The following is a 23,115-nucleotide window of genomic DNA, read 5'->3' on the forward strand; positions in this document are numbered from 1 at the left end:
CCCCGTCCATCAGCCACTCGTCGGGGCCGCCGAGTCGTGTCCGCCCTACCTTCCCGATGGGGATGCCCAGACCGTGGGCCGTCCCACGGCCAGAGCGGGCGACCGCCATGTCAGGGCCCACCGGACGATGTCGCCGTCCGATGTACAGGGGTCCGCTGAGGCGTTCGTGCCGGGAATGGGTGGCACTCACGTGCGAGACCGCGGCCAGGGAGACCTCAGTGGTCGGAAGGGCGGTGCTCGCCATGCGCAGCGCGGGGCGGGGCGCCGATAACAGCTCCGGCGTGCGCCCGGGCCGCGGGATCGCGCCGGGACTTGAGCAGGCTGGCCACCGTGGTGACGGCCAGAACCCCGCCGATGACCGCCAGCGACACGGGCGTGGAGATCTCGGGCACCCCGGAGTCGAGGCCGTGCCCCCAGTGCAGGATCAGCTTCACCCCGATGAACGCCAGGATCAGCGCCAGCCCGCTCGACAGGTACACCAGCCGGTCGAGCAGGCCGCTTACCAGGAAGAACAGCGCGCGCAGACCCAGCAGGGCGAAGGCGTTGGCGACGAAGACGATGTAAGCCTGTTCGGTCACTCCGAACACCGCTGGGATCGAGTCCAGCGCGAACAGGATGTCCGTGCCGCCGATGGCGATGAACACCACGAACAGCGGCGTGACCACGCGCCGGCCGTCGATACGGGCCAGCAGCCGGCCACCGACGTAGGTGTCGCTGACCGGCAGCACCCGACGGCAGGAATGCACCAGCACGTTGTTCTCGACGTCGGGGTCCTCGTCACGATGGCGGTACAGCTGCACCGCGGTCCACAGCAGCAGCAGTCCGAAGAGCAGGAACATGAAGGAGAACAGCGACAGCAGCGTTGCTCCCAGGGCGATGAAGATCGCTCGCAGGACCAGGGCGGCGATGATGCCGAAGGTGAGCACCCGCTGCTGGTGCTCACGGGGCACCGCGAACGTCGACATGATGATCACGAAGACGAAGAGGTTGTCGACTGACAGACTCTTCTCCACGATGTAGCCGGCGAAGTACTCGGCGCCGTATTCCCACCCCACCTGAGTGGCGAAGACCAGGCCGAAGACCACCGCCACCGCGATGTAGAAGGCGGACCAGGCGGCCGCCTCCCGGAAGCCCACCGCGTGCGGACGTACCGTGCCCACCACCAGATCCAGGGCAAGGAGCGCCAGGATCACACCGATCGTCAGAGCCCACCCGAGCGCGGTGACCTGCATACCAGACCTCCCATTGGTCTCGTCTTCGTCGGACGCCGCACCATGCCCGCGTCGGACCTGCGCGTCACTTCCACGATCATCTCCGGCCATCACCGGATGCCTGAACATCGAAGTGCCCGACCCGCTGGTAGTCGTCCTCCTGCCATCCGTGATGAGCATTCGCGGCGTCGGAGTGACTGTCTCACCCGCCGGCCGTGGGTGCTCGCCCGCCGGAGCCGGGCCTGGCCCGACCGGATCGCCTGCCGGCTTGCCTACGCGCCCAACGGCACCAAGCCCGAGCGCTTGGGCGGGATCGCCGACGCCGCTGGGCGATCGAATTCGCCCTGCAGTCCGGCGCGGATGGGGTGAGCGCATCGCTGTGGCCGCTGTCGACCGCCAGCCGTGCACATGGGACAGGGCCACCGATGACTCCGAGTGTGCCCGCTGCTGCGCCCGATCGGAACAGCCGCCTCCGCTGGCGGCGAGGAGCGCGGAGGTGATCGCGGTTCCCACGCGGCCGAGCACAGGGCGGGCAGCCGGGCGTGCGGTCACTGAAGTCCCTTGCGTAGCTGTAGGTTCCGATCTGCAATGTCCTCGGGCGTCGCGCTGACCTCGTGCTTTGGTCAACTGTCCGGACGGCTTGTCAGCGGATTTGTCCAGCCGGTCTGTCGCAGTGGCGAGGAGGTCGAGCGGGAGACCGCAAGGACCCAGTACGTGCCCCGCGACGAAGTCACCTGCGACTGAGCGACCGCCGAGAGATCAGCGCGACCAGGCGGCGCGCTCCCGGGCGGGGATTCGGAACGACCCCGTCGGCGGTACCCGCCGAACCCGGCTGGTTCAGAACCTGGCCCAGGGCCGCGTCCTCGTGGGGGTTCGAACCCGCCCGGGAAGCGCACGCATTTCGGCCGGGGCTGGCCCCCGTGCATCGGCCCGACCCTCGCCGCCGTCCTCAGCCTGTACGTCACCACGGGCAGCGCCGGACGCGGCGCCATACTCGCCTTCGTCTACAGCGTCGGCCTGGGCCTGCAGTTCCTCGTCGCCGTGATCGGCTTCCGGCGCGCGCTGAAGGCGTTCGGGCTCGCGCGCTGTAACGCGCGGGGCATGATGCGGTTCGGTGGAGCGGTGCTCGTCCTCGTCGGAATCCTCCAAGTCAGCGGTATCTGAACGTACTTCACGGGGCAACTGCGCTACGGGTTGGCGGGCGTCCAGCCGTGGCTGTAGCGCCCCATCCGCGAGAAGCAACAACAGCTCGGCCAGGAAACAGCGTCTGGCGGATTCACCTGCCGCTCCACCGGGCCGCTTTCGGCCAGAAAGCGTGCCCAGCAGCACCCAACAGGGGGTGGTCCGCACCCTGGTCGGACACACCGCCCTCGAAGGCGACACCGGGCAGGGATAATTGCCTCAACATGTTCGTCCAGTCTGTCGGTGACCGAACCGTGAAGGGCAGCGCCGTCCGCGCAGCCGCCGTCGCGGTGCTCGGCAGTGCCCTGGCCGCCGGACTTCACCACGCCACGGGCGACTCGCCGGTTTCAGGGCCGGCGGTGGCACTCGCGGCATCCGTACTATTCGTGGGCGCGTTCCTCGCGTTCGCGGTCTGCTCGCCCCGTACGACGGCGCTGCTCCTCGCGGCCGCGCAGGCGGCCCTGCCGATCTGGCTCAACACCACCGAACCGCTGGCTGCTTCGGACGGCCATTACCGGTTGCTGCCCACGTGGCACCACAGCAGTCCGGCCATGGCCGCCCTGAACCTCACGGTGGCCGTGGCGCTGACCTGGCTGTTGAGCAGTGCGTGCGAGTTGCCCGCCCGGCTGGTGAACGCCTGCCTGGAGCCTGCCCGGCAGTGGCTGCTCCGACTGGCCGGCTTCCTCGGACTGCCTCTCCCTCTTCCCTACGAAGCGGTGACGTCCCGTCCCCGAGGGCGAGCCTCGGACATTCCGCTGCTTCCTGTCGCCTGCCTCGTTCTTCGGCATCAGCGCGTGCCGTGCGGGCCGTGAGTTCGGCGTATCGCCGAATCCGTCCGCACGACTCGTGCGACCGGCCCGGAGCCGTGATCGTGCACGGCCCGGGGACCGTTCGCGACCACTGATGTCCTGGAGCGTTTCGCCATGCCCATCCCATTGGCCGGGTGGTGCCCGGACGGTTTCGTCCGTGCAGTCCTGGGATCCGACAGCCCCGCACCCGATGACAGGTACGCACCCGAGCACGAGGATTCCGGCGGAGGTCTGCTCGACTTCCTCGCTTCCACCCAGATGATCCTGCTTATGGTCTTGGGGGTGTTGGCCGTTGTCCTGCTGGTATGGGTGCACTTCATGCACCGCCGGGAGGACAGGAACCTCGACAGGGAGGCTCCTCGCGGTCCGGCGCCGCAAGCGCAAGACCGCGAAGGGGAGTGACACCTGGGAGGCCGACCGCTCCGGTCGGCCTCCCAGGCGGTTGCATCAGGCAGGGGCGAGCTGTGGTTCCTCTCGTACGGCCAGGCGCCCGCTGCGGGCGAGCGCGGCGACGGATGCCGCACAGATGAGACCGGTGACGGTCAGCATGCACCAGGTCAGCCAGAGGGCGTCGTGCCTCGCGGCGAAGTCCCAGAGGGCGCCGGTGGCGAGGTTGCCGAGGGTGATGCCGAAGCCGGAGACGGTGTTGTACAGGCCGTAGTGGGTGGCGACGAGGCGGTTGCCGGAGAGGGTGACGACGGTGTCCATCTCGAACGGGTAGACCACCGCGCTGCCCGCCGCGAGCAGCACCACGGCCGCCACCAGGGCGGCGAGCACCGCGCCGGTGGCGCCGGGCGGGGTGAGGGCCAGCGGCAGGAAGGCGAGTCCCATCGCGGTCAGTCCGCGGACCAGTGCCCGCCCGGAACTCCACCGCTGCTTCGCCCAGCCGGTGAGCCTGAGCTGACCCATGACGGCGACTGCGGCGGAGACGACGAAGAGGCCGCTGGTGACCCAAGTGCCCTTCGATCCCAGGGCGTTGGACGCGGCCAGGGGAAGGGCGAGGTAGACCTGGAAGGTCAGGACGTACGAGCCGATCATCGCAGTGGCGAAGAGCAGGAAGGGCCGGTTGGCGACGACCGTGCGCCACTGGGCCAGCACCCCGTCCGGTGCGGCCGTGGTGCCTGCCGTGTCGCCGTGGCGTGCGGGCAGAGCACGCCACTGCAGCACGGTCAGTACGGCGAAGATGGCGGCGGCCACGGTGCACACGAGCCGGAAGTCGGCGGCCAGCAGGGCGAGTCCGACCAGCGGGCCCAGCAGCATTCCGGCCTGGTAGTAGACGTTGAAGGTGGCGAAGGCGTCCACGCGCCGCTCGCCCGCCTCGACGGCCAGGTAGGCGCGGACGGCGGGGTTGAACAGGGCGCCCGCGAAGCCGGTGGCCGCCGAGGCGGCGATGAGGGCGGGGAGGCTGTCGACCCAGCCGAGCAGGCCGAAGCCGAGCGTGCGCAGGAGACAGCCGGCCATGATCGGGGCCTTGTAGCCGAAGCGGTCGGCGAGTGTGCCGCCGATCAGGAACATGCCCTGCTGGGAGAAGTTGCGCACGCCCAGGACGAGTCCGACCGCCCAGGCCGCGAGACCGAGCCCTCCGGACAGGTGGGCGGCGAGGTAGGGCATGAGCATGTAGAAGGCGAGGTTGATGGCGAACTGGTTGGCCATCAACAGGCGTACGGCGGGCGGGAAGGAGCGGGTCTGCTGCCACAGGGTCTTCATCGGGCGGCTCCCGCGAGAGCCTGCTCGACGGCATTCTGCTCGCCGGTGGTGGCGAGCGGGTCGGCGATGCGTGTGCAGCGGGTCCAGCGGGTGACGACCCGGTCGCCGGGGTGGGCGATCTCGTCCGGGTCGTCGGCGGGCAGGTGGCCGAGGAGGTCGTGTTCGCGGCAGTAGGTGTCGTTGAAGATGGTGCCGACGTAGCGTTGCGGGCCGTCGGGGAAGACGGCGACGACCCGGTTCTCGGCGGGCAGGGTGCGGGCCAGCCAGCGCGCGACGAGCGCGACGGCGCCGACGCTCCAGCCGCCGGTGGCGTAGTGGTGGCGGGCCAGGCGCCGGGCGGCCCACACGGCTTCGGGCGCGGCGACCCAGTGGACCTCGTCGAACAGGTCGTAGGCGACGTTGCGGGGATAGATGCTGCTGCCCAGGCCGCGCATCAGGCGCGGGGCGGCGGGCTGGCCGAAGATGGTCGAGCCGGTGGTGTCCACGCCCACGACCCGCAGCCGGGGGAAGAAGCCACGGAGAACGGAGGCGATGCCGGCGGAGTGGCCGCCGGTGCCGACGGAGACGACGAGGGTGTCGATGCGGCCGAGCTGGGCGACGAGTTCGTGGGCCAGCGGAGCGTAGGCGGCCACGTTGTCGGGGTTGTTGTACTGGTCGGGACACCAGGCATCAGGATGACGGTTGAGGAGTTCCTCCACGCGGTGGCGGCGAGCCTCCTGCCACCCTCCGGTGGGGTGCGGGGTGTCGACGAGTTCGACCTCGGCCCCGTACGCGGTGAGCAGGCCGGTCATGAGAGGTTCCATGCCGGGGTCGGTGACCACGGTGACCGGGTGGCCGTACGTGGCTCCGGCGAGGGCCAGGCCGAGGCCGAGGGTGCCGGAGGTGGACTCGACGATCCGCGCGCCGGGCAGCAGCTGGCCGCGTTCGCGGGCGGCGCGGACCATGTGCAGGGCGGTGCGGTCTTTGATGCCGCCGGGGTTGTGGCCTTCGAGCTTGACCCAGAAGCCGCGTCCGGCGGGGGCGAAGGGTTCACCGATCCACAGGACAGGGGTGCCGCCGACCAGGCCGGCGGGGGTGTGCAGCGGATGTTCGGCGCCGGCCAGCAGCTGGGCGGGCGAGGTGGGCACAACGGTGCGGGTGAGGTGGTTCATGGCGTGCTTCTCCTGCGGCCGGCGCCGCGAACGGCGACCGGTCGTATGAACGGGGGAAGAGGCGGAGGTGATCGGCTGCCGCGCCGGAGTCGTCAGGGAGGGCTAGGCAGCAGGGACGATCAGGTCCGCCACACGCCGATACGGGACCGCGTCTGCCCGGTGGATGACACGCCGGGCGTGGCGGGCGTGGACTGAAGGGCCGGGGACGGGGGCGGCGGCTGGGTGCCGAGGAATTCGGCGCGGGAAGCGTCATGAACCGCGGGAACGGCCAGGGCGACATCGCGCGGGGGCTGAACCGTCGGCTCATCCAGGCCCCAGCAGTGCACACCGCCGTGGTCTGCGGGAGCCGCCTGCCGCGCCATCGTCTGCTGCGGCCGCTCGGGGGCCTGCCCACAGCTCGCGGAGGAGGCGAACAGCGGCGTGTCGGCCTGCCCAGCCGGGGTAGCTGTAGGGCCGTGTGCGCAGGCCAGGACATGTACGAGCGCGGCCAGCAACACCAGGAGCACCGCTCCGGTCCGTGCCACGGAGCGGCTGCTTCGAGAGACCGAGCCAGCCCACATGAACACAAAGAGTAATCAATAGATCACGTAAAGTTCTTGTTAAAGGTGATTGCTCCACGCGGTGCCGAGCCTCGGCGCGATGGTGAAATTCCCCGCGCCGCCCGGATCCGTATGCGTCTTGGGCGGACGCCCGTACGGGCAACTTCCGTTACCCCCGATCACCGCATCGGGTGAATCCCGGCCCCGATCGGCCGCATCCAGGCCGCACCGCCCGGCATCCGGAGGTTCTCTGAGCGGGAGCACACCAGGAGATCCGGATGCGGCACACCCCCGGCACGACAGCACCCAGGCCCGCGGCAGCCCGCGGCCTGGGCGCTGTCGTGCTGCTCGCGCTCCTGGCCCTCCTGCACGCGACGTTCAGCCCCGGCCCGTCGCACCTGACCGCGCTCGACCTGGACGGCTGCCGACTGCGTGCCGCCGCGACGAGCGCGCACCTCTGCGAAACGGCACCGCCGGTGGTCGTGACCGCAGCGGGCGCCGAAGGCCATCAGGACGGCGACGCGCCCCAGTCCTGCGACGCCTCCGGCTACGGGCCACGCCAACTCGCGGACCTCTCCCACCCCCCGGCCGTGTCCGGCACCACACCAGGCGCCCCCGCGGCCTCATCGCCGGGCAACGTGTCACCCGCCGTGACGAGTGCGTCCGCCCCGGGTTCGCCCTTCGGCTCGGTCGTCCTGCGCTGCTGAGAGGAACCGGCGCCCCGCCCTGACATGCGCGCGGGCACCTCACCGGTTCCCCTCCCTTCCCTGACTGCACCGCAGGAGCATCACCATGCCCATGGACGTCTACGCCGCCGTCGGCGCGCTCGTACGCGCCGAGATCGCCTACACGCACACCCAGCCGCCCCACCCGCCGGCAGACGATGCCGCGGTCCGCGAGGAGATCGTCGCGGCGAAGCCCCCGGCCGCGGCGGCCTCGCCCGAGCCCGTCCGGCGGCGCCTGCGCACACGGGCCACCGCGGTCCTGCGCCGACTCGCCGCAGTCTCCGGGTAGTGCCGCACCGCCGCCCGGTCCTCACCGGCTGCCTACATCCGGCAAGCTCCGCCGAACCGGGTGATTGCTCTTGCAACCAGGGTGCCGGTGTTGCTCATGTCACCTTTTCCACCCGGGAGTTCAGCATGTCCAAGGAACGCAGGCCGGTAACGTTTTGGCGTCGGCATGAGCGAAGCGTCGGGGGTCCAGTGGTGATACGTCGTATGGCGGCAGCGGTCGTGCTGCTCGCCGCGGCTGTCCTGCTGCACTTCGGAACGCCGCACCACTCCTCGGTCGCATCCGGCGCGGTGTCCTCCATGGCACCCGCGATCGAACCGGAGTCCAGGAAGCAGCAGGGTTCCTCATCTGCCGTGCCGCATGTCGGTGCCGGCTCGCAGCAGCACCAGGCCGACGCCGAGGCGCTCGCCCTGCCGCCCCGGACCGGTCACCCCGTCGAGGCACCGTCGCTCGCCGCCGACGCGATCGCGGACGAGTCACTCGCGTCCCTCACCGCGGTGTCCGGGCCGGCGCATCCCCGCACCGCGAGGGAGGTCTGGAACCCGGGCGCCGGACTTGCGCCCACCCCCAGCACTCTGCAGACCTTCCGCTGCTGATCGGCAGCGTGCTGCGCGCACCCTTCGCACTTCCGGTACGCACCACCGCGGGACGAGCGTCCAACCGGGCGCTCCCCACGGTTCGTTGACGCACACCCGGACGCGCGCAGTACGCACTCTTCGCTCCCTTTCGTCCTGAGAGCCCCACGAAGAGTTACGAGGCCGATTCCCATGCACGCTCTCATCGAGCACGCCCGTACGTTCCCTGAGAAGATCGCCGACCGGCAGGAGGAGTTCGCCCGGCTGGCCGGGGGCCAGCAGCCCCAGGCCCTGTTCATCTCCTGCTCCGACTCCCGCGTCGTTCCCTCCCTGTTCACCGGTGCCCGCCCCGGTGACCTCTTCGAGCTGCGCACCGCGGGCAACATCGTTCCGCCCTACCGCGGGCAGGCCGCCTGCGGTGTCGCCGGATCCCTCGAATTCGCCGTCCAGGCCCTGCAGGTACCCGACATCATCGTGTGCGGCCACTCGCACTGCGGCGCCGTCCAGGGGCTGATGCGCGAGCAGAACGTCCAGACGATGCCGCTCGTACGGCGCTGGCTTGCCCGGGCCGGACACCGCGCCAGGACCGACGAGCCGTGGCAGACCCAGGGGCTCGGCGAGGACCCCACCGAGGTGACCCAGCAGCACGTCCTCACCCAGCTCGACCACCTGCGCAGCTACCCGTTCATCGCCCGGCGCCTGTCGTCGGGGCGGCTGCGGCTGCACGGCTGGTACTACACCGTCGAGACCGGCGAAGTCCTCTTCGCCATGCCCGGCACCCGCGCCTTCAAGCCCCTGTGACCCGACCGGACCACAGCTCTACCCGTCCGCTCCGGTCGCTTCTCACGCGACGTTCCTTCCCCCACAGAGAGAACGCCATGACCTCACCTTTCTCCTCCCTCCGGTCCGCCCTGCGCACCGACTTCACCTCCTCCCTGGTCGTCTTCCTCGTCGCCGTGCCCCTGTGCGTGGGCGTCGCCGTCGCCTCCGGCGTCCCGGCCGAACTCGGCCTGATCACCGGCATCGTCGGCGGTCTCGTCACCGGGCTGCTGCCCGGCAGCAGCCTCCAGGTCAGCGGGCCCGCCGCCGGGCTGACCGTGCTCGTCCTCACCGCCGTCCAGGAGTACGGCCTGTCCGCCCTCGGCGTGATCGTCCTCGCCTGCGGGCTGCTCCAACTCACCCTCGGCGCCCTGCGCTGGGGACGCTTCTTCCGCGCCATCTCGCTGTCGGTCGTGCACGGCATGCTCGCCGGCATCGGCCTCGTACTGATCCTCGGACAGCTCTACGCGCTCGCGGACAGCAAAGCCCCGGGCACCGGCATGGAGAAGATCGCCGGACTGCCCGGCCTCGCCGTCGACGTCCTGCTCTCGGACCCGGCCCTGATCGCCGTCGCCCTCGGCGCCGGAACCATCGCCGTCATGACGCTGTGGAAGAAGCTGCCCGGCAAGGCACAACTGCTGCCGGGTCCGCTCGTCGCGGTCGGCACGGCGACCCTCGCCACCGTCGTCTTCGACCTGCCCGTCGCCCGCGTCAAGGTCAGCGGCCTCATGGAGGCGATCCAGCCGCCCGGCGGGAGCGACTTCGGCCGGCTGGCCGAGGTCGGACTGCTGACCACCATCGTCGCGTTCACGCTGATCGCCTCCGCCGAGTCACTGTTCAGCGCCGCCGCGGTCGACCGGCTGCACGACGGCCCGAAGACCGACTACGACAAAGAGCTGATGGCCCAGGGCACGGGCAACACCCTGTGCGGGCTGCTCGGCGCGCTGCCGATGACCGCGGTGATCGTCCGCAGCGCCGCCAACGTCCAGGCGGGCGCCCGCACCAAGGTCTCCCGCGTCCTGCACGGCGTGTGGCTGCTACTGTTCGCCGCCCTGCTGCCCGGCGCCCTCGGCATGATCCCGACCGCCGCGCTCGCCGGCGTCCTCATCCACGCCGGCTTCAAACTGCTCCCGGTCAAGGAGCTGGGGCCGCTGTGGCGCGAACACCGGGGCGAGGCCGTGGTGCTGGTGATCACGGCCGGGGCGATCCTGGTCACCAACATGTTCGAAGGCGTCCTGATCGGACTGCTCCTCGCAGTGGTCAAGACGGCCTGGGAGACCTCGCACGTCCACATCGACGTCACCGACCCGGGCAGCGGCCCGGTGCGGGTGCGGATCGCCGGCCACGCCACCTTCCTGCGCCTGCCGCGCATCCTCGACACCCTGGAACAACTGCCCGCCGACCGGCCCGTCGAGCTCAACCTCGCCGGGCTGCGCCACCTCGACCACGCCTGCATGAGCGCCCTGCAGCACTGGGCGGACCAGCACAACGCGCACACCGTTCAACCCGAGCGCACCCACGCCTCGGCGTGAGTGAGGGCCCGTGGGGCGGTGTTCCGGCCGCCCCACGGGCCTTTGGTTACATACGGGGTGAACGGCCACGGATGTTCACCCGTACTCCCTGTCGTACGCCTGTCCGCTGGTGCGGGCAGGCCCAGCCCGGATACGGAGAGGCACGTGCCCCAGCATCCCGAGCAGTCACAGCACCCACAGTGGGGACGCACCGGCCGTACCCTGCCCACCGCCCGCCTGATACGCGGCGCCGCACTCGCCGCGAGCCTGGCGTTTCTTCCCCTGGCGACGGCCTGCAGTGGTGGTGAGGACGACGCGTCCCCGAACAGCAAGCCGTCGGAGATATCCGCCGCCCCTGCGGCCGGTGTCGTGGCCCCGGCCAAGGTCGAGGTGATCGCCAACCTCACCGGCTGCAAGCCCAAGATCCGCATTGACGCGGACGAACTGCGCCAGGGCGTGTGCCACACGGCCAAGGTCGACTACAGCATCACGACCTTCCCCGAGGAGAAGTACAAGGAGACCTGGCTGGACTCCGCCGCGATCTACGGGGGCAAGTACCTCGTCGGCCCGCGCTGGGTCCTCGCCGCGAAGCCGGAGATGCTGGAGGGCTTCCGTGCCAAGCTCGGCGGGACCATCCAGGAACTGAGCGGCCTGAGCGGGGGCCCGGCCCCGAGCGCGTCGTAGCGGCGGCCACGTCCCCACCGCCATCGCACACCCCCGTCGCAGCCCTTTCCTGCGGCGTACGCCCCCTGACCTGGAGACTGCTTCATGCACACGGCACCGCGCCGGACCAGGAAACCGCTGACCGTCATGCTCCTGGTCGGCACGGTGCTCGCCCTCCTCCTCGGCGGCGCCGGATCCGCCTCCGCCCACGCCACCCTGACCAGCGCCGAACCGGCCGACGTCTCCGTCCTCAAGACGGCCCCGAAGCAGATCACGCTCGCCTTCAGTGAATCCGTCAGCCTCTCCGACGGCTCCCTGCGTGTCCTGTCCCCGAAGAACCTGCGGGTCGACAGCGGGGCGGTCACGCATGCGGGGAAGGAAACGGACACCGCCCGGGTGAAGCTGCGCGACAAGCTGCCCGAGGGCACGTACACGGTGTCCTGGCGGGTCGTCTCCGCGGACAGCCACTCGATCTCCGGCGCGTTCACCTTCTCCGTCGGCAAGCCGTCCGCCACCGCCGCCGTGGTGCCCACCGAGTCCTCGGACGACACCGCCGTCTCCCGCATCTACGACGTCTTCCGCTACGTCGCGTACGGCGGCCTCGCCCTGCTGATCGGCGTCGCCCTGTTCGCCCTCGTCTGCTGGCCGGCCGGCGCGGGCCTGCGCCCGCTGCGCAGGCTGCTGCTCGCCGGCTGGACGGCGCTGTTCGCCTCCACCGTCGTGCTGTTGCTGCTGCGCGGCCCGTACGAGACCGGCCGAGGTCTCACCGCGGCCTTCGACCTGTCGCTCCTGGGCCAAACCATCACGGGCAAGACCGGACTGGCCCTGAGCGTGCGGTTGGTGCTGCTCGCGGCGGCGGCAATCCTCGTGGCGCTGTCCGCGGCCCGCCTCCGCCGCGCAGCTGACAGGACGCAGCGCGATCCCGCCGCCGCGCACGCGGTCGATCAGCCCGCCGCGGAACCGCAGTTCGGCATCGGCGTACGCGTCGTGGGCACGCTGTTCGCCGTGGGCCTGGCCCTCACCTGGGCCGCCGCCGAACACGCCTCCGCCGGTATCCAGGTGCCGTTGGCGATCCCCGTCTCGGTGCTGCACCTGCTCGCCATGGCGGTGTGGCTGGGCGGTCTGGCCGCGCTGGTCGTTGCCCTGTTCCGGGCACCCGCCGATGTGGTGGTCCCGGTGGCAGCGGTTGCGCGCTTCTCCCGGCTGGCCTTCACCGCGGTCGTCGTCCTGGTCGCGACCGGCGTCTACCAGTCGTGGCGGCAGGTCGGTTCGTGGGAGGCCGTGTCCACCACCGAGTACGGCAGGCTCCTCACCTTCAAGGTCGGTGCGGTGGCCCTGGTGCTGACCGCTGCGTGGTTCTCCCGGCAGTGGACCGCGCAGCTCACCCAGGAGCGGCTGCCAAAAACCCTTCCGGCGGCCGCACCCGAACTTGTACGTGTGGCACAGACCGTCGGCGTCGGCGCCTCCTCAGGCAGCGACACAGCCGAGGGAACGGGCGGCGACGCCGGGACGCCCACTTTGTGCGATCTGCCTGACACCCCTGGGCCATCCGGCTCGCCGTCCGCCTCCGACGGCCACCGGCGTAGTTTGCGCCGGTCGGTCGCCGCCGAGGCCGTCCTCGGTGTCGTGGTCCTGGCGATCACCACGCTGCTCACCGGAACCCAGCCCAGCCGCGCCGCCGTCCAGAGCGCCGCAGCGACCGCCGCCGCCCAGGAACCCACAGCGCGGGTCGTGACAATCCCGTTCGACGTCGGCACCCCGAACGGCACCGGCGCGGTGCAGCTCACCTTCGGGCCCGGGCGCGTCGGCGACAACACCGTTGAAGCTCTGGTGTACGGCCCCGACAAGGGCATCGCCACGGTCCCCGAACTCCGGCTTACCCTCACCCAGAACGCCCAGCGGATCGGCCCGCTGGACGCCAAACTGGCCAACAAGGGCGGCTACTGGGCCGCCGACCGCCTGCGGTTGCCGCTGTCCGGAACATGGACCCTGCGGGTCACCGTCCGGGTCACGGACATCGACCAGGTCACCGTCTCCAAGAACGTGACCATCAGGCCGTCACTTTTCTGACCGTCCGTACGCACGGACACGCTCCGCCCAGCTGACCGGCGCAGCACAGCCACTCCCGGGCGAACCGTCCCAGGGCGGCCGTCCCCGCACAGAGGCAACGGCCACACACCGCTCTCCCCGGCACGGCGTCGCTGGACGGCGATCCGCACACCGCCGTCCAGCAAGAGGAACACACCGAACAGCACCAGCGCCCAGGCAGCCATCGCCCTCACCCCCGGTCCGGGTCCTGCTTGCGGGCCGCGCCGAGCAGGTAGTCGCCGCTGATACGGGTGAACGCGCCCGTCACCGCCAGGCCGTGACGCGGCAGTTCGGCGAGGAACTTCTGCGCCGTGAACCGGTCGTGCTCGGGGTGCTCGAACAGCATCCGGTAGGACGGGCGGGCCAGGGCGTGCGCGGTGACCTCGTCGAAGACGAACACTCCGCCCGGCTTCAGCACGCGGGCGATCTCCGCGACGGCAGATCGCCAGTCGGGGATGTGGTGGATGATCGCGAAGTCGAACGCGGCGTCGTAGGCACCGTCCTTGGCGCCGAACGCCGACTTGAGGTCGGTCGCGTCGCCCACGGCCAGGCGGACAAGGCCCGGCCGGTCCGCCAGCCGGCGCCGGGCCTTGGCGACCATGGTCTCGTCCAGGTCGACGGCGTCGACCTGCGCGGCGCGGAAGTGGTCGAGGATCAGCTTCGTGCCGTAGCCGGAGCCGCAGCCGATCTCCACCGCTCTCACACCGGGCGGCAGCGGGCCGCCGGCCAGCCGCAGCAGGGCCGGGACCTCGTAGAAGCGTTGCAGCGCCCGGCGGGCGGGATTGTTGACCGCCGCTTTCTCGATCCGGTTCATCAGCATGACGCGGCCCCCCAAAGATGACATCGACTAGCATGGCTATCATCGTTCCATGACGATGAATAGCACGGAGGCCACACCGTCGGCCACCACTTCGTGCGGGGCGCCCTCGGCGGCGGTCGCCCTGTTCCGGTCCTTGGGCGACCCGGCCCGCCTGGCGATCCTGCGCCGCCTGGCCGAGGGCGAAGCGCGGGTGACCGACCTGGTCGCCTGTGTGGGCCTGGCGCAGTCCACAGTCTCGGCGCACCTGGCCTGCCTGCGCGACTGCGGCCTGATCACCTCCCGTCCGCAGGGCCGCGCGACCCTGCACGCGCTGGCGCACCCCGAGCTGCTGGACCTGCTGGCCTCCGCCGAGCAGTTGCTCGCCGCGACCGGCGAGGCCGTCGACCTGTGCCCCACCTACGGAACCACCACCCCTGTCGTCGAGGAGTCCGCCCGATGAGCACCGCCCCCGCCGCCGTTCCTGATGTCACCGGGCCGGCCGCGCACCGCGCGGTGCGGTACGCGAAGTTCACCATCGGCTACAACGTCATCGAGGGGATCATCGCCATCTCGGCCGGCGCGGCCGCCGGGGCGGTCTCGCTGATCGGGTTCGGCATCGACTCCGGCATCGAGGTCGCCGCCGCGGTGGTGGTCCTGATACGGCTGCTGGCGGAGATCAAGGGCGGCGAGCCGGACGAGGCCAAGGAACGCAAGGCGCTGAAGTTCATCGCGATCACGTTCTTCGCGCTCGCCGCCTACGTCACCGTCGAGGGCGTCCGCGACCTGTTCAGCGGAGAGAAGCCCGACACCTCGCTGGTCGGTATCGTCCTGACCGGCGTGTCCATCGTGATCATGCCGTGGCTGGCGCGCGCCAAGCGCAAGGCCGGTCTGGAGATGAACTCCCGCCTGGTCGTCGCCGACGCCGCCGAGACCAAGCTGTGCGCCTGGCTGTCGGTGTCCACCTTCGCCGGCCTGCTCGCGTTCGCCTTCTTCGGCTGGACCTGGCTGGACCCGGTCGCCGGATTCGTCATCGCCGCCTTCGCGATCATGGAGGGCAAGGAAGCCTGGGAGGGCGAACTCGTCTGCGACGACGGCTGCGAAGACGACGACAAGTCGGCCGCGGCCGGCGAGGCGTCCTCCTGCTCGGACGGCTGCAAGTGACCGCCCCCACCACCACGGCCGCGGCCCGGCCCGGCGCTCTCAAGCGCCGGGCCGGACTGCTGGCCCTGGCCGCCGTCCTCGCCGGTGCCGACCTCGGCCTCAAGGCGTGGGCGCAGCAGGCCCTGCCGGGCTCTCCGATCGAGGGCGGTCCGCTCGACCTCCGGCTCGCCTTCAACTCCGGGGTCGCGTTCTCCTTCGCCGCCGGCGCCCCCGCCTGGACCGTCATTGCCGTCACCGGGCTCATCACCCTGATCGTGGCGGCCGCGCTGTGGCGCACCGCCCCGACGGCCTCGCGCCTGTGGGGTGGGGCGCTGGCCGCCGTCCTCGGCGGAGCTGCCGCCAACCTCCTCGACCGGGCTCCCGACGGACAGGTCACCGACTACCTGCATACCGGCTGGTGGCCCACCTTCAACCTCGCCGACGTCTTCATCGTCTGTGGCGGCCTGCTGCTCGTCGCCCTGTCCTGGCGCGCGCCCGAGCGGACCTGAAGGCGGACCGTACGATGGGCCTCATGACCAGCAGCACCGGATCGAGCCGCCGCCCCGCCGGGCGGCTGTTCGTGCTGCTGGTGATGGCGGTCCTGACCGGTGTGCTGGGCATGCACGCCCTGGGCCCCGCCGGGGCGCCGTCACCACGCATGGATGCCGGTCACGACATGGTGATGACTATGGCCGATGGCGCCGCGCACGCGAGCGAGGGATGCTCGCACGCGGACGGCGGGCCGGATCACCTCGATCACGCGGACGGGACGTGTGCGGCGGCCGGCATCGGCTCCGGGTACGCGCCGCCCGCGCTGACCAGCGTCCTGACGGACGCGCCCGTCGCTTCTGCCTCGGTGTCGCCAGCTGCGGTGTCGGCCGGGAGCGGCCGGGCGCCGCCCGACCTGTCTGAGCTGCAACTCCTGCGGATATAGAGCGGCCCGCACGGCACCCCCAGGCCCGGATACTTCCGGTGGCTGGTGCCGCGCCATCGCACGCCCTCATCCCATGAACACCCGCGCGCCCTGTCGTGGCTGCGCGGTGAAGGAGTTGCACCACCATGAACCACAAGCGTTCCCTCGTCCGTCGTACCGCCGCCGTGGCTGCCGCCGGTGCGGCCGCGCTCGTCCTGGCCGCCTGTGGCGGGAACGGCGACAGCTCGGCCGGACACGACGGCCACACCTCGAAGTCCCCGTCCGCCTCCGCGTCGGCCTCGCAGGGCCAGCACAACGCGGCCGACGTCGCCTTCGCCAAGGGCATGATCCCGCACCACCGCCAGGCCGTTGAGATGGCCGACCTCGCGCCGTCCCGGGCCGAGTCGGCGGAGGTGAAGAAGCTCGCCGAGGACATCAAGAAGGCCCAGGACCCGGAGATCAAGACGTTGTCCGGCTGGCTGACCTCCTGGGGCGAGGAGGTGCCGACGGAGGGCGCCATGGACCACTCCGCGCACGGCGCCGACGGCGGGATGATGACGCCCGAGGAGATGGACCAGCTCAAGAACTCCTCTGGCAAGGCGTTCGACACCGCCTTCATGGAAATGATGATCAAGCACCACGAAGGCGCGGTGGCCATGGCCAAGACCGAACAGGCCGACGGCGCCTACGCGCCCGCCAAGAAGATGGCCGGCGCGATCATCACCTCCCAGACCGCGGAGATCACCCAGATGAACAAGCTGCTCGGCAAGAACTGACCGGACACCGGCCACAGGGGCGGGCGCCGCAGGCGCCCGCCCCGGCACGCCCGCGCACCGTCTGCTCCTCCCCGACAGCTTGGAATCCGCTCGTGATCACCTCTGCCCGCATACCCCGGCGCCGCGGCCGCGCCGCTGCCCTCCTCGCAGCCGCCGCCGTGCTGCTCGCCGCCTGCACCAGCACCGGCCCCGCCACCAAGCAGGCCGCCACCCCCGACCCGGGAACAGGCCACCTGCACGGACTGGGCGTCGACCCAGCCGACAACACCGTCTACGCCGCCGGACACCTCGGCGTCTTCCGTCTCAGCAGCGGCAAGGCGGTCCGGGTGGCCGACCGCTACCAGGACACCATGGGCTTCACCGTCACCGGCCCCTCCACCTTCCTCGCCAGCGGCCACCCCTCACCCGCCGACCCCGACGCCCGCTCCCCTCACCTGGGCCTGATCCGCAGCACGGACGCCGGCCGGACCTGGACCACGCTCTCCGCCGAGGGTGAAGCCGACTTCCACGCCCTCCAGCAGGCCGGGGACAGGCTGTACGGCTTCGACAGCCAGAGCGGCAAGGTGTGGGCGAGCACCGACGGCGGCCACAGCTGGGACAAGCGCGCCCGGCTGCCGCTGCTCGACCTCGCCGCGCACGCCAAGACCCCCGAGACGGTGTGGGCCGCCACCGGCAAGGGACTCCAGCGCAGCATCGACGGAGGGCGCACCTTCACGGCCGTCCCCGACGCCCCTGCCCTGGCCGCGATCGACGAGCCCGCCCCCGGGCTGCTCGTCGCCCTGGCCGCCGACGGTCGCGCGCTCAGCAGCCGGGACGCCCGCACCTGGACCGAGCACGGCCGCTTGCCGCAAGGCGGTGATCCGACCGTGCTCACGGCCGTGACCGAGCAGCGACTGCTGGCCGCCGACAGCACCGACACCGTCTACCAGTCCACCGACGCTGGCCGCACCTGGAAGGTCCTCCACCAGCCCACCGCCCAGACGACGGAACACCACTAGAGGAATACCCCTAGGGGGTATACGGTTGTGGCGTGGGGCCCGGTGAACGGACCGCACTGGACGGGAATGGGGATGAAGGTCATGGACCACAGCGCTCACCACACCGGCACGGCGCACGACCCGGCCGCCCAAGAGGCTCACCACCACGCCGCTCACGCCGGCGGCCACGGCGGGCACGCCCCCGGGGCGTCCTGGTCGACGGCCGCCAAGGCGACGCTGCACTGCCTGACCGGGTGCGCCATCGGCGAGATCCTCGGCATGGTCATCGGCACCGCCCTGCTGTGGGGCAACGTCGAGACGATGGCCCTGGCGATCACGCTGGCATTTCTCTTCGGCTACTCGTTCACCCTGTTCGCGGTCCGCCGGGCCGGCCTGGGCTGGAAGAGCGCCATCAAGGTGGCGCTGGCCGCCGACACCGTCTCGATCGCCGTGATGGAGCTGGTCGACAACGGCATCATCGCCCTCACCCCGGGAGCGATGGACGCCCACCTGTCCGACGCACTGTTCTGGACGGCCCTGCTGGGCGGCTTCGCCGTGGCCTTCGTGATCACGACGCCGGTGAACAAGTGGATGATCGGCCGCGGCAAAGGCCACGCCGTCGTCCACGCCTACCACTGACCCAGCCGCTCGGCTCTGCGCCCGGCCGCACCTCACGGTGCGGCCGGGCGCGCTCGTGCCTGGGGGTGCAGCTGGAGGTATCGGGCTTTCGTGGCGGCCGCCCCGGACCTTCCGGCTCCGGGGGAGGCACCCTGATGTTCAGCGTCGTGGCTGTGCACCAGGCACCCGGGTGCCGCGACAGATTCGAACGGAGGGGGGTGCCAGCCAGTCACAGGCCGAAGGCGCCGCCCTTGATGAGGATGAGCAGTCCGATGGCGATCAGGACCAGGGGCAGCAGGCTGTGGCCCCAGCGGGCGAGGGCCTTGGCGATGACGGGGCGGGTGGCGAAGTACCGGTTCCTCGGCTGACCGCATGGGGGCGGGTCAGCGCGGCTGGGGCGTCTGCTCGCGCTGGCGGCGGCGCCCGTAGCGGGTCGCCCCGCGCGGCTTGAACACCGACAGGGCGGCCGCTGTGAGCAGGACCACCAGGGCGGCGGCCGCATCCGCAATCAGCTGAATCCGCATGCCCTGAAGCTCGCCGCCCGCGAGCGCCGCCCGGGCGGCCGCATCCGCGAGGTGCCCGACCGGCTGCATGTGAACCAACAGCAGAACGGTCGCGACCACGGTGATCAGGAACTTCGCGATCACCCAGTAATGGCGCAGCAGCCCCCACGCCGTGCCGAGGGACTGCACCAGGCCGGTCAGCAGACAGGCGATGCTGAACGGCACGATCACGAACCAGCCCACCACGTCCATGGCCAGGTAGGCGCCCCGCACCGTCTGAGGTGAGCTGCTGATCAGTCCGGCGACGGCGAGGGCGAGGAACGCCGCGACCGCGCCCAGCCAGCCGACCGAGGAGGTGACGTGGAGCGTGAGGGCCTGCTTGCGCAGCCGCGGCGGGAACGGGGTCACAGTGCGTGCCCCGTCATGCCGCCGCCGGCCAGGTGCACGATCACGAACACCAGCACCAGGACGACAGCGACCGCTGCGGAGACCTTCACCCAGCGCGGCGCTCCCTCGCCGTCGTCCTCGTGACGGCCCGGTGAGCCTGCCATGACACCTCCTGCTTTTCGAGACACTCTGTCTCTAGCTGAAACTGAGTGTATGCCCTGTGGGCGTCCGTATCCTGGGTGGGTGCCGAAGCTGTGGAACGAGACGATCGACGCGCACCGCGCCGCCGTGCGGGAGGCGATCCTGGACACCACCGCGAAGCTGGTGGCCCAAGGCGGCCTGCGGTCGGTGACCATGTCCCAGATCGCCGAGCAGACCGGCATCGGCCGCGCGACGCTCTACAAGTACTTCGCCGACATCGAAGCGGTCCTGCGGGCCTGGCATGAGCGCCAAGTCGCCGCCCACCTCCAGCAGCTCGCAGGCATCCGCGACCAGGACGGCACCGCCATGGAGCGCCTACGCGCGGCGCTGGAGGCGTACGCGGGCATCGCCCGGCAGCGGCACGGTGGCGAACTCGCCGCACTCCTGCACCAGGGCGAGCACGTCACCCACGCAGAACGGCACCTGCACGGCATGCTCCAGCACCTCCTCGCCGAAGCAGTCGAAGCCGGCGACGTGCGCTCCGACGTCCCGCCGGCCGAACTCGCCCAGTACTGCCTCCACGCCCTGACCGCCGCGACCGCCCTCACCTCCCAGGCCGCAGTGACCCGCTTGGTCGCCGTCACCCTCGACGGCCTGCGCCCGGTTCCCTGAACCCGCCCGGACCACCGCTTCGCTGAGATCTACACCATTCTCGCTCTCGGCCACCCCGAGTCCGCTCTCATAAACGGTCCTTTGCCAGAGCAAGATCACTTGGGAGGCGTGAAGGCCATCCGGGAGCTCGATCGGTTCGCATAACTCGTTCTCACTCGAAAGCGGGAGTCACCTTCTACCGGGCTCATAACGGGCCCTCACACCGTACCCGTGTCCGATGAGCACGCACGCGGCTCCTGCGTTCGGCCTGTGGGGCGGAAGCGGTTCCGCCCCACAGACGACACGTCAAACGGGGGTCAGCTCTGCGAAGTGGTCGTGCGCCGCTTCACCAGCCACCACGCACCGCCGCCCAGGACGAGCAGCGCCACGACGACTCCGCCGATGACCAGGCCCGTCGAGCCGCCCTCGTCCTCCTCTGTCGCCTTGGTGTCGGTTTCGGAGCCCGCAGCCGCAACCGTCGACTCGGTAGCCGACGGGGTCGGGGTGGGTGTCTCGCTCTCGGTCGGGCTGGCGCTGGGACTGGGGCTCACCGGCTCGGCGTCTGGGGCCGCCGCCTTCAACTCCAATACCGGCGCGGGCTGTTCCGGCTCCTCACCCCCGGCGGGCAGTTCGATCCAGCGGGAGATCTTGCCGTCGCTGTAGACCTCGATCGTCTTGAACGCGATCTCCTTGGCGTTCGGCAGCTGCCGGACCTTGATCTTATGCTCGGCGTCGACGCCGGCCTTCAGAGCGGGGCCGGCGACGTTGTAACCGTCGCTGGTGGCCTTCAGCTTCCAGCCCTTGGGGGCCTCGTCGAGCGTCACGTCACCGGGAGCGATGCCCTTGGGCAGCACGACGCGCATCTCGGTGAAGCCCGCGGAGGCGGACTCGGCCTCGGAGACGAAGCTGAGGGTGACGTTCTCGGCCAGGGCCTGGGCCTTGTCGGCTTCGACCTCCGCGTGCGCGGCGGCCGGTGCGGCCAGGGCGAGCGTGGCCGTCAGTGCGGCGGCACCGGCGAGTGCGATCCGGCGGCCGGCACGGGCCAACGGGTGCTTGGACATGGACACAGGGAAGCTCCTTGCTGGTACGGGAAGAGCCGGCCCCGCAGACGTCAGGGACCGGTGAGGGATGGAGGCACTCCCGCCCGGGTGGTCCCCTGCGCACCACCGCGTGCTCCAGTACGTCATCCCATGCGTGCGCCGCCACCTCGAAGAGGGCCCTTGGCCGCCGGTCGGGCAGCGCGAGCACCATGCGGCCGGTGTCGTGGACCGGTCGCGGCAGCACCTGGACCAGGGCCGCAACGGCCGCCCTGGCCAGCGTCCCGAGCGCGGCGAAGGCGGCCGTCAACCGTGCGTCCGCCCGGTGCAGCAGCCAGGCCACGACCAGCGCGGCGACCACGTGCACGGCCGTCATCGCCGCCCCGGCGTGATGCCAGCCGTGACCGTCCCCTGCCACGGCCGTGCCGTGCCCGGCGTGCATTACGTGCCCCGCCATACCCGTCGGTGTGTCACCGTCTGCGTAGGACAGCGCGAGATGCAGCACGCCCTGCGTGGCCAGCGTGAACGCGAGGGTCGCGGCCGGGGTGTAGCGGCGGCGTGCCAGCGGCCAGACCGCCGCGAACTGGGCCAGGACCGACGCCCCCGCCAGCCGCCAGGGCACCGTGCCCTCGGCGATCGCGTGATGGCCGAAGGCCGCGAGCACAGTGCCGAGCACGGCGAACAGGCCGGCCCGCGCGCACGTTCCCGCGCGGCCGGCCCGGCCTGCGGGGGCACGCATCTCGTGCCCGGTCACGTGATCACGTGGCACGGTCGCTCATCATTCCCTACCGGTCGGCGCCCGTCCGGGAAACAGCCGTACGACACCGTTCGGTCAGGCTCGCGCACCGATCGCCTCGGCAAGCCGGTCCGGCGTCCGCGTGGAGAGGTAGAGGTAGGGCGTGGGGTCGTCGGGGTCGACGATCTCGACGCGCACCGCGGTGGTGATGAAGCTGCGCATCACCATGAAGGCCCGCAGATCGGCCTTGTACGTCCGCCAGGCCCGCGCCTCCTCGCCGTCGAGGACCTCCGGCTGCCCCAGCGCGGCCAGCGGGATGCGGGCGTCCATCACGAACAGCGTGTCGTCGGTGACCCGGATGCGTGCCGATCCCTGCGCGCTGACGTACATCCCGGCCAGACAGGTGCCGATGGCCAGGGCGATGAGCGCGGCGATGGGCCCGTAGGGAAGGAAGATCAGGGCCAGGGAGAGGCCGAAGAGGACGGCGATGGCCCACCAGGTTCTGGGGGCGGTCAGGCGTTCGTCGTAGACGAGCCGGCTGGTGGAGGTCACGGGCGTTCACCTCGTCGTATACGTCAGATGGGGCTTGGTGGTTCACAGGGGCAGGAAGGTGCTGGCGCGGGGGTGGTGGGCCAGGGTCGCGCCGGTGTCGATCTCGTGGAACCAGGCGTGCAGGTGCAGCGACCGGTCGGCCAGCCGGGGCACGACGCACGGGTAGTTGCTGAGCGCGTCGAGCTGGCTGAGCACGTGCCAGTGCCCGGCGGCGGTGACGTCTCCGGTCAGTGGGGCCGGATCGTCGTCGGACTCCGTGATGCCGGAGGCCGTCAGGCTGTCGTGCATGGCCGCGGTGACGACGTCGCAGTGCGAGTGGCCGCAGACGATGATGTCCGCGACCTTCAGCTCGTTGACCGCGTACTCGATCGTCCTGGATTCGCCGGTCGGCGTGTTCGCGTCGTAGGGCGGTATCACCCCTCCATATGTGCGCAGTTCGAAGAGGTCTCCGGGCCGGGCAGCGGTGAGCAGGGCGGGCACGACGCGGGCGTCGGAGCACGAGATGAGCATCGCCCGTGGCCGGTGGTGCTGGGTGAGGCCGGCCAGGTGCAGGGTGTGGGCTGCCGCGCGGGCGCGGAAGACCCGCACCTGGTCGATCAGGTACTGCATGCTGCCTCCG

At 71.0% G+C, this 23,115-nt stretch carries 27 protein-coding genes and 1 pseudogene; 17 read left to right on the plus strand and 11 right to left on the minus strand.

The features are described from left to right. Positions 1-215: 215 nt before the first annotated feature. Positions 216-1,232 (minus strand): TerC/Alx family metal homeostasis membrane protein, encoded by a 1,017-nt coding sequence (locus JEQ17_RS48725; protein WP_193460129.1) that lies wholly within the window; start codon positions 1,230-1,232, stop codon positions 216-218. 1,385 nt (positions 1,233-2,617) lie between these two features. Here JEQ17_RS48725 and JEQ17_RS48735 point away from each other — a divergent pair. Further along, positions 2,618-3,205, plus strand: a complete 588-nt coding sequence (locus JEQ17_RS48735) for a hypothetical protein (RefSeq protein WP_024127551.1) — start codon at positions 2,618-2,620, stop codon at positions 3,203-3,205. A 444-nt stretch (positions 3,206-3,649) separates the two neighbouring features. Here the strand turns inward: JEQ17_RS48735 and JEQ17_RS48740 are convergent, their stop codons facing one another. From JEQ17_RS48740 to JEQ17_RS48750, 3 genes are all read right to left on the minus strand, one after another. Then, complete coding sequence (locus JEQ17_RS48740; protein WP_024127553.1) at positions 3,650-4,909, minus strand: MFS transporter; 1,260 nt, start codon at positions 4,907-4,909, stop codon at positions 3,650-3,652. After that, a complete protein-coding gene (locus JEQ17_RS48745) occupies positions 4,906-6,060 on the minus strand; it encodes a PLP-dependent cysteine synthase family protein (RefSeq protein WP_024127554.1) in 1,155 nt (384 codons plus the stop codon). Before JEQ17_RS48745 ends, JEQ17_RS48740 begins: the two co-directional genes overlap by 4 nt. A 119-nt stretch (positions 6,061-6,179) precedes the next feature. Beyond that, positions 6,180-6,584, minus strand: a complete 405-nt coding sequence (locus tag JEQ17_RS48750; RefSeq protein ID WP_024127555.1) for a hypothetical protein — start codon at positions 6,582-6,584, stop codon at positions 6,180-6,182. Positions 6,585-6,877: 293 nt separating this feature from the next. Here JEQ17_RS48750 and JEQ17_RS48755 point away from each other — a divergent pair, with 293 nt between their 5' ends. The 7 genes from JEQ17_RS48755 (at position 6,878) to JEQ17_RS48785 (ending at position 13,248) form a co-directional block, all read left to right on the plus strand. Beyond that, on the plus strand, positions 6,878-7,306 hold the full coding sequence (locus JEQ17_RS48755) for a hypothetical protein (protein WP_024127556.1): 429 nt from the start codon (positions 6,878-6,880) through the stop codon (positions 7,304-7,306). An 85-nt stretch (positions 7,307-7,391) separates the two neighbouring features. Next, positions 7,392-7,613 carry a hypothetical protein gene (locus tag JEQ17_RS48760; protein ID WP_024127557.1) on the plus strand — a complete coding sequence of 74 codons (222 nt, stop codon included), beginning with the start codon at positions 7,392-7,394 and terminating at the stop codon, positions 7,611-7,613. 203 nt (positions 7,614-7,816) lie between these two features. Next, the gene (locus tag JEQ17_RS48765) at positions 7,817-8,206 is read left to right on the plus strand and encodes a hypothetical protein (RefSeq protein WP_024127558.1); all 390 of its coding nucleotides are present in this window, start codon (positions 7,817-7,819) and stop codon (positions 8,204-8,206) included. 171 nt (positions 8,207-8,377) lie between these two features. Next, entirely contained in the window at positions 8,378-8,986 is a 609-nt protein-coding gene (locus JEQ17_RS48770) for a carbonic anhydrase (RefSeq protein ID WP_024127559.1), read from the plus strand. Between the two features lie 77 nt (positions 8,987-9,063). Then, positions 9,064-10,536, plus strand: coding sequence for a SulP family inorganic anion transporter (locus JEQ17_RS48775; RefSeq protein WP_024127560.1), 1,473 nt, complete (start codon positions 9,064-9,066; stop codon positions 10,534-10,536). Positions 10,537-10,680: 144 nt separating this feature from the next. After that, the gene (locus tag JEQ17_RS48780; protein WP_371558653.1) at positions 10,681-11,199 is read left to right on the plus strand and encodes a hypothetical protein; all 519 of its coding nucleotides are present in this window, start codon (positions 10,681-10,683) and stop codon (positions 11,197-11,199) included. Positions 11,200-11,283: 84 nt separating this feature from the next. Continuing rightward, the gene (locus JEQ17_RS48785; RefSeq protein ID WP_024127563.1) at positions 11,284-13,248 is read left to right on the plus strand and encodes a copper resistance CopC/CopD family protein; all 1,965 of its coding nucleotides are present in this window, start codon (positions 11,284-11,286) and stop codon (positions 13,246-13,248) included. Positions 13,249-13,456: 208 nt separating this feature from the next. Here JEQ17_RS48785 and JEQ17_RS48790 read toward each other — a convergent pair whose 3' ends face one another. Further along, complete coding sequence (locus tag JEQ17_RS48790) at positions 13,457-14,086, minus strand: class I SAM-dependent methyltransferase (RefSeq protein WP_024127564.1); 630 nt, start codon at positions 14,084-14,086, stop codon at positions 13,457-13,459. 49 nt (positions 14,087-14,135) lie between these two features. On the opposite strand from JEQ17_RS48790, the gene JEQ17_RS48795 reads away from it, so the two are divergent. The 7 genes from JEQ17_RS48795 to JEQ17_RS48825 all read left to right on the plus strand — a co-directional run bounded on the left by JEQ17_RS48795 (position 14,136) and on the right by JEQ17_RS48825 (position 18,510). Further along, on the plus strand, positions 14,136-14,525 hold the full coding sequence (locus tag JEQ17_RS48795) for an ArsR/SmtB family transcription factor (RefSeq protein WP_024127565.1): 390 nt from the start codon (positions 14,136-14,138) through the stop codon (positions 14,523-14,525). Further along, positions 14,522-15,226, plus strand: coding sequence for a cation diffusion facilitator family transporter (locus tag JEQ17_RS48800; RefSeq protein ID WP_024127566.1), 705 nt, complete (start codon positions 14,522-14,524; stop codon positions 15,224-15,226). The genes JEQ17_RS48795 and JEQ17_RS48800 overlap by 4 nt, the downstream gene beginning before the upstream one ends. Next, positions 15,223-15,714 (plus strand): signal peptidase II, encoded by a 492-nt coding sequence (locus JEQ17_RS48805; RefSeq protein WP_024127567.1) that lies wholly within the window; start codon positions 15,223-15,225, stop codon positions 15,712-15,714. The genes JEQ17_RS48800 and JEQ17_RS48805 overlap by 4 nt, the downstream gene beginning before the upstream one ends. A gap of 23 nt (positions 15,715-15,737) precedes the next feature. Beyond that, positions 15,738-16,139 (plus strand): DUF6153 family protein, encoded by a 402-nt coding sequence (locus tag JEQ17_RS48810; RefSeq protein ID WP_181412031.1) that lies wholly within the window; start codon positions 15,738-15,740, stop codon positions 16,137-16,139. 125 nt (positions 16,140-16,264) lie between these two features. Next, positions 16,265-16,894, plus strand: coding sequence for a DUF305 domain-containing protein (locus JEQ17_RS48815; RefSeq protein ID WP_024127569.1), 630 nt, complete (start codon positions 16,265-16,267; stop codon positions 16,892-16,894). Between the two features lie 92 nt (positions 16,895-16,986). Next, positions 16,987-17,892, plus strand: coding sequence for a F510_1955 family glycosylhydrolase (locus JEQ17_RS48820; protein ID WP_024127570.1), 906 nt, complete (start codon positions 16,987-16,989; stop codon positions 17,890-17,892). A gap of 81 nt (positions 17,893-17,973) precedes the next feature. Beyond that, positions 17,974-18,510, plus strand: a complete 537-nt coding sequence (locus JEQ17_RS48825) for a DUF4396 domain-containing protein (RefSeq protein ID WP_181412032.1) — start codon at positions 17,974-17,976, stop codon at positions 18,508-18,510. Between the two features lie 208 nt (positions 18,511-18,718). On the opposite strand, the pseudogene JEQ17_RS50405 reads toward JEQ17_RS48825, so the two are convergent. The 3 genes and pseudogenes from JEQ17_RS50405 to JEQ17_RS48835 form a co-directional block, all read right to left on the minus strand. After that, positions 18,719-18,844: pseudogene (locus JEQ17_RS50405) on the minus strand (cadmium resistance transporter); the annotation flags it as partial. Between the two features lie 28 nt (positions 18,845-18,872). Further along, a complete protein-coding gene (locus JEQ17_RS48830) occupies positions 18,873-19,400 on the minus strand; it encodes a hypothetical protein (protein ID WP_024127572.1) in 528 nt (175 codons plus the stop codon). Continuing rightward, a complete protein-coding gene (locus tag JEQ17_RS48835) occupies positions 19,397-19,543 on the minus strand; it encodes a hypothetical protein (protein WP_181412033.1) in 147 nt (48 codons plus the stop codon). Before JEQ17_RS48835 ends, JEQ17_RS48830 begins: the two co-directional genes overlap by 4 nt. Before the next feature lie 79 nt (positions 19,544-19,622). On the opposite strand from JEQ17_RS48835, the gene JEQ17_RS48840 reads away from it, so the two are divergent. Continuing rightward, on the plus strand, positions 19,623-20,192 hold the full coding sequence (locus JEQ17_RS48840) for a TetR/AcrR family transcriptional regulator (RefSeq protein ID WP_024127573.1): 570 nt from the start codon (positions 19,623-19,625) through the stop codon (positions 20,190-20,192). Positions 20,193-20,488: 296 nt separating this feature from the next. Here JEQ17_RS48840 and JEQ17_RS48845 read toward each other — a convergent pair whose 3' ends face one another. Further along, entirely contained in the window at positions 20,489-21,232 is a 744-nt protein-coding gene (locus JEQ17_RS48845; protein WP_181412034.1) for a DUF1775 domain-containing protein, read from the minus strand. 197 nt (positions 21,233-21,429) lie between these two features. On the opposite strand from JEQ17_RS48845, the gene JEQ17_RS48850 reads away from it, so the two are divergent. Further along, positions 21,430-21,600 carry a hypothetical protein gene (locus JEQ17_RS48850; RefSeq protein WP_193460132.1) on the plus strand — a complete coding sequence of 57 codons (171 nt, stop codon included), beginning with the start codon at positions 21,430-21,432 and terminating at the stop codon, positions 21,598-21,600. A gap of 440 nt (positions 21,601-22,040) precedes the next feature. Here JEQ17_RS48850 and JEQ17_RS48855 read toward each other — a convergent pair whose 3' ends face one another. Both JEQ17_RS48855 and JEQ17_RS48860 read right to left on the minus strand, forming a co-directional pair. Further along, positions 22,041-22,496 carry a DUF3093 domain-containing protein gene (locus JEQ17_RS48855; RefSeq protein WP_024127575.1) on the minus strand — a complete coding sequence of 152 codons (456 nt, stop codon included), beginning with the start codon at positions 22,494-22,496 and terminating at the stop codon, positions 22,041-22,043. Between the two features lie 42 nt (positions 22,497-22,538). After that, entirely contained in the window at positions 22,539-23,105 is a 567-nt protein-coding gene (locus JEQ17_RS48860; RefSeq protein ID WP_024127576.1) for a carbonic anhydrase, read from the minus strand. Between the last annotated feature and the right edge of the window lie 10 nt (positions 23,106-23,115).

Origin of the sequence: Streptomyces liliifuscus, from assembly GCF_016598615.1 — a bacterium.
Classification (GTDB): Bacteria; Actinomycetota; Actinomycetes; order Streptomycetales; family Streptomycetaceae; genus Streptomyces; species Streptomyces liliifuscus.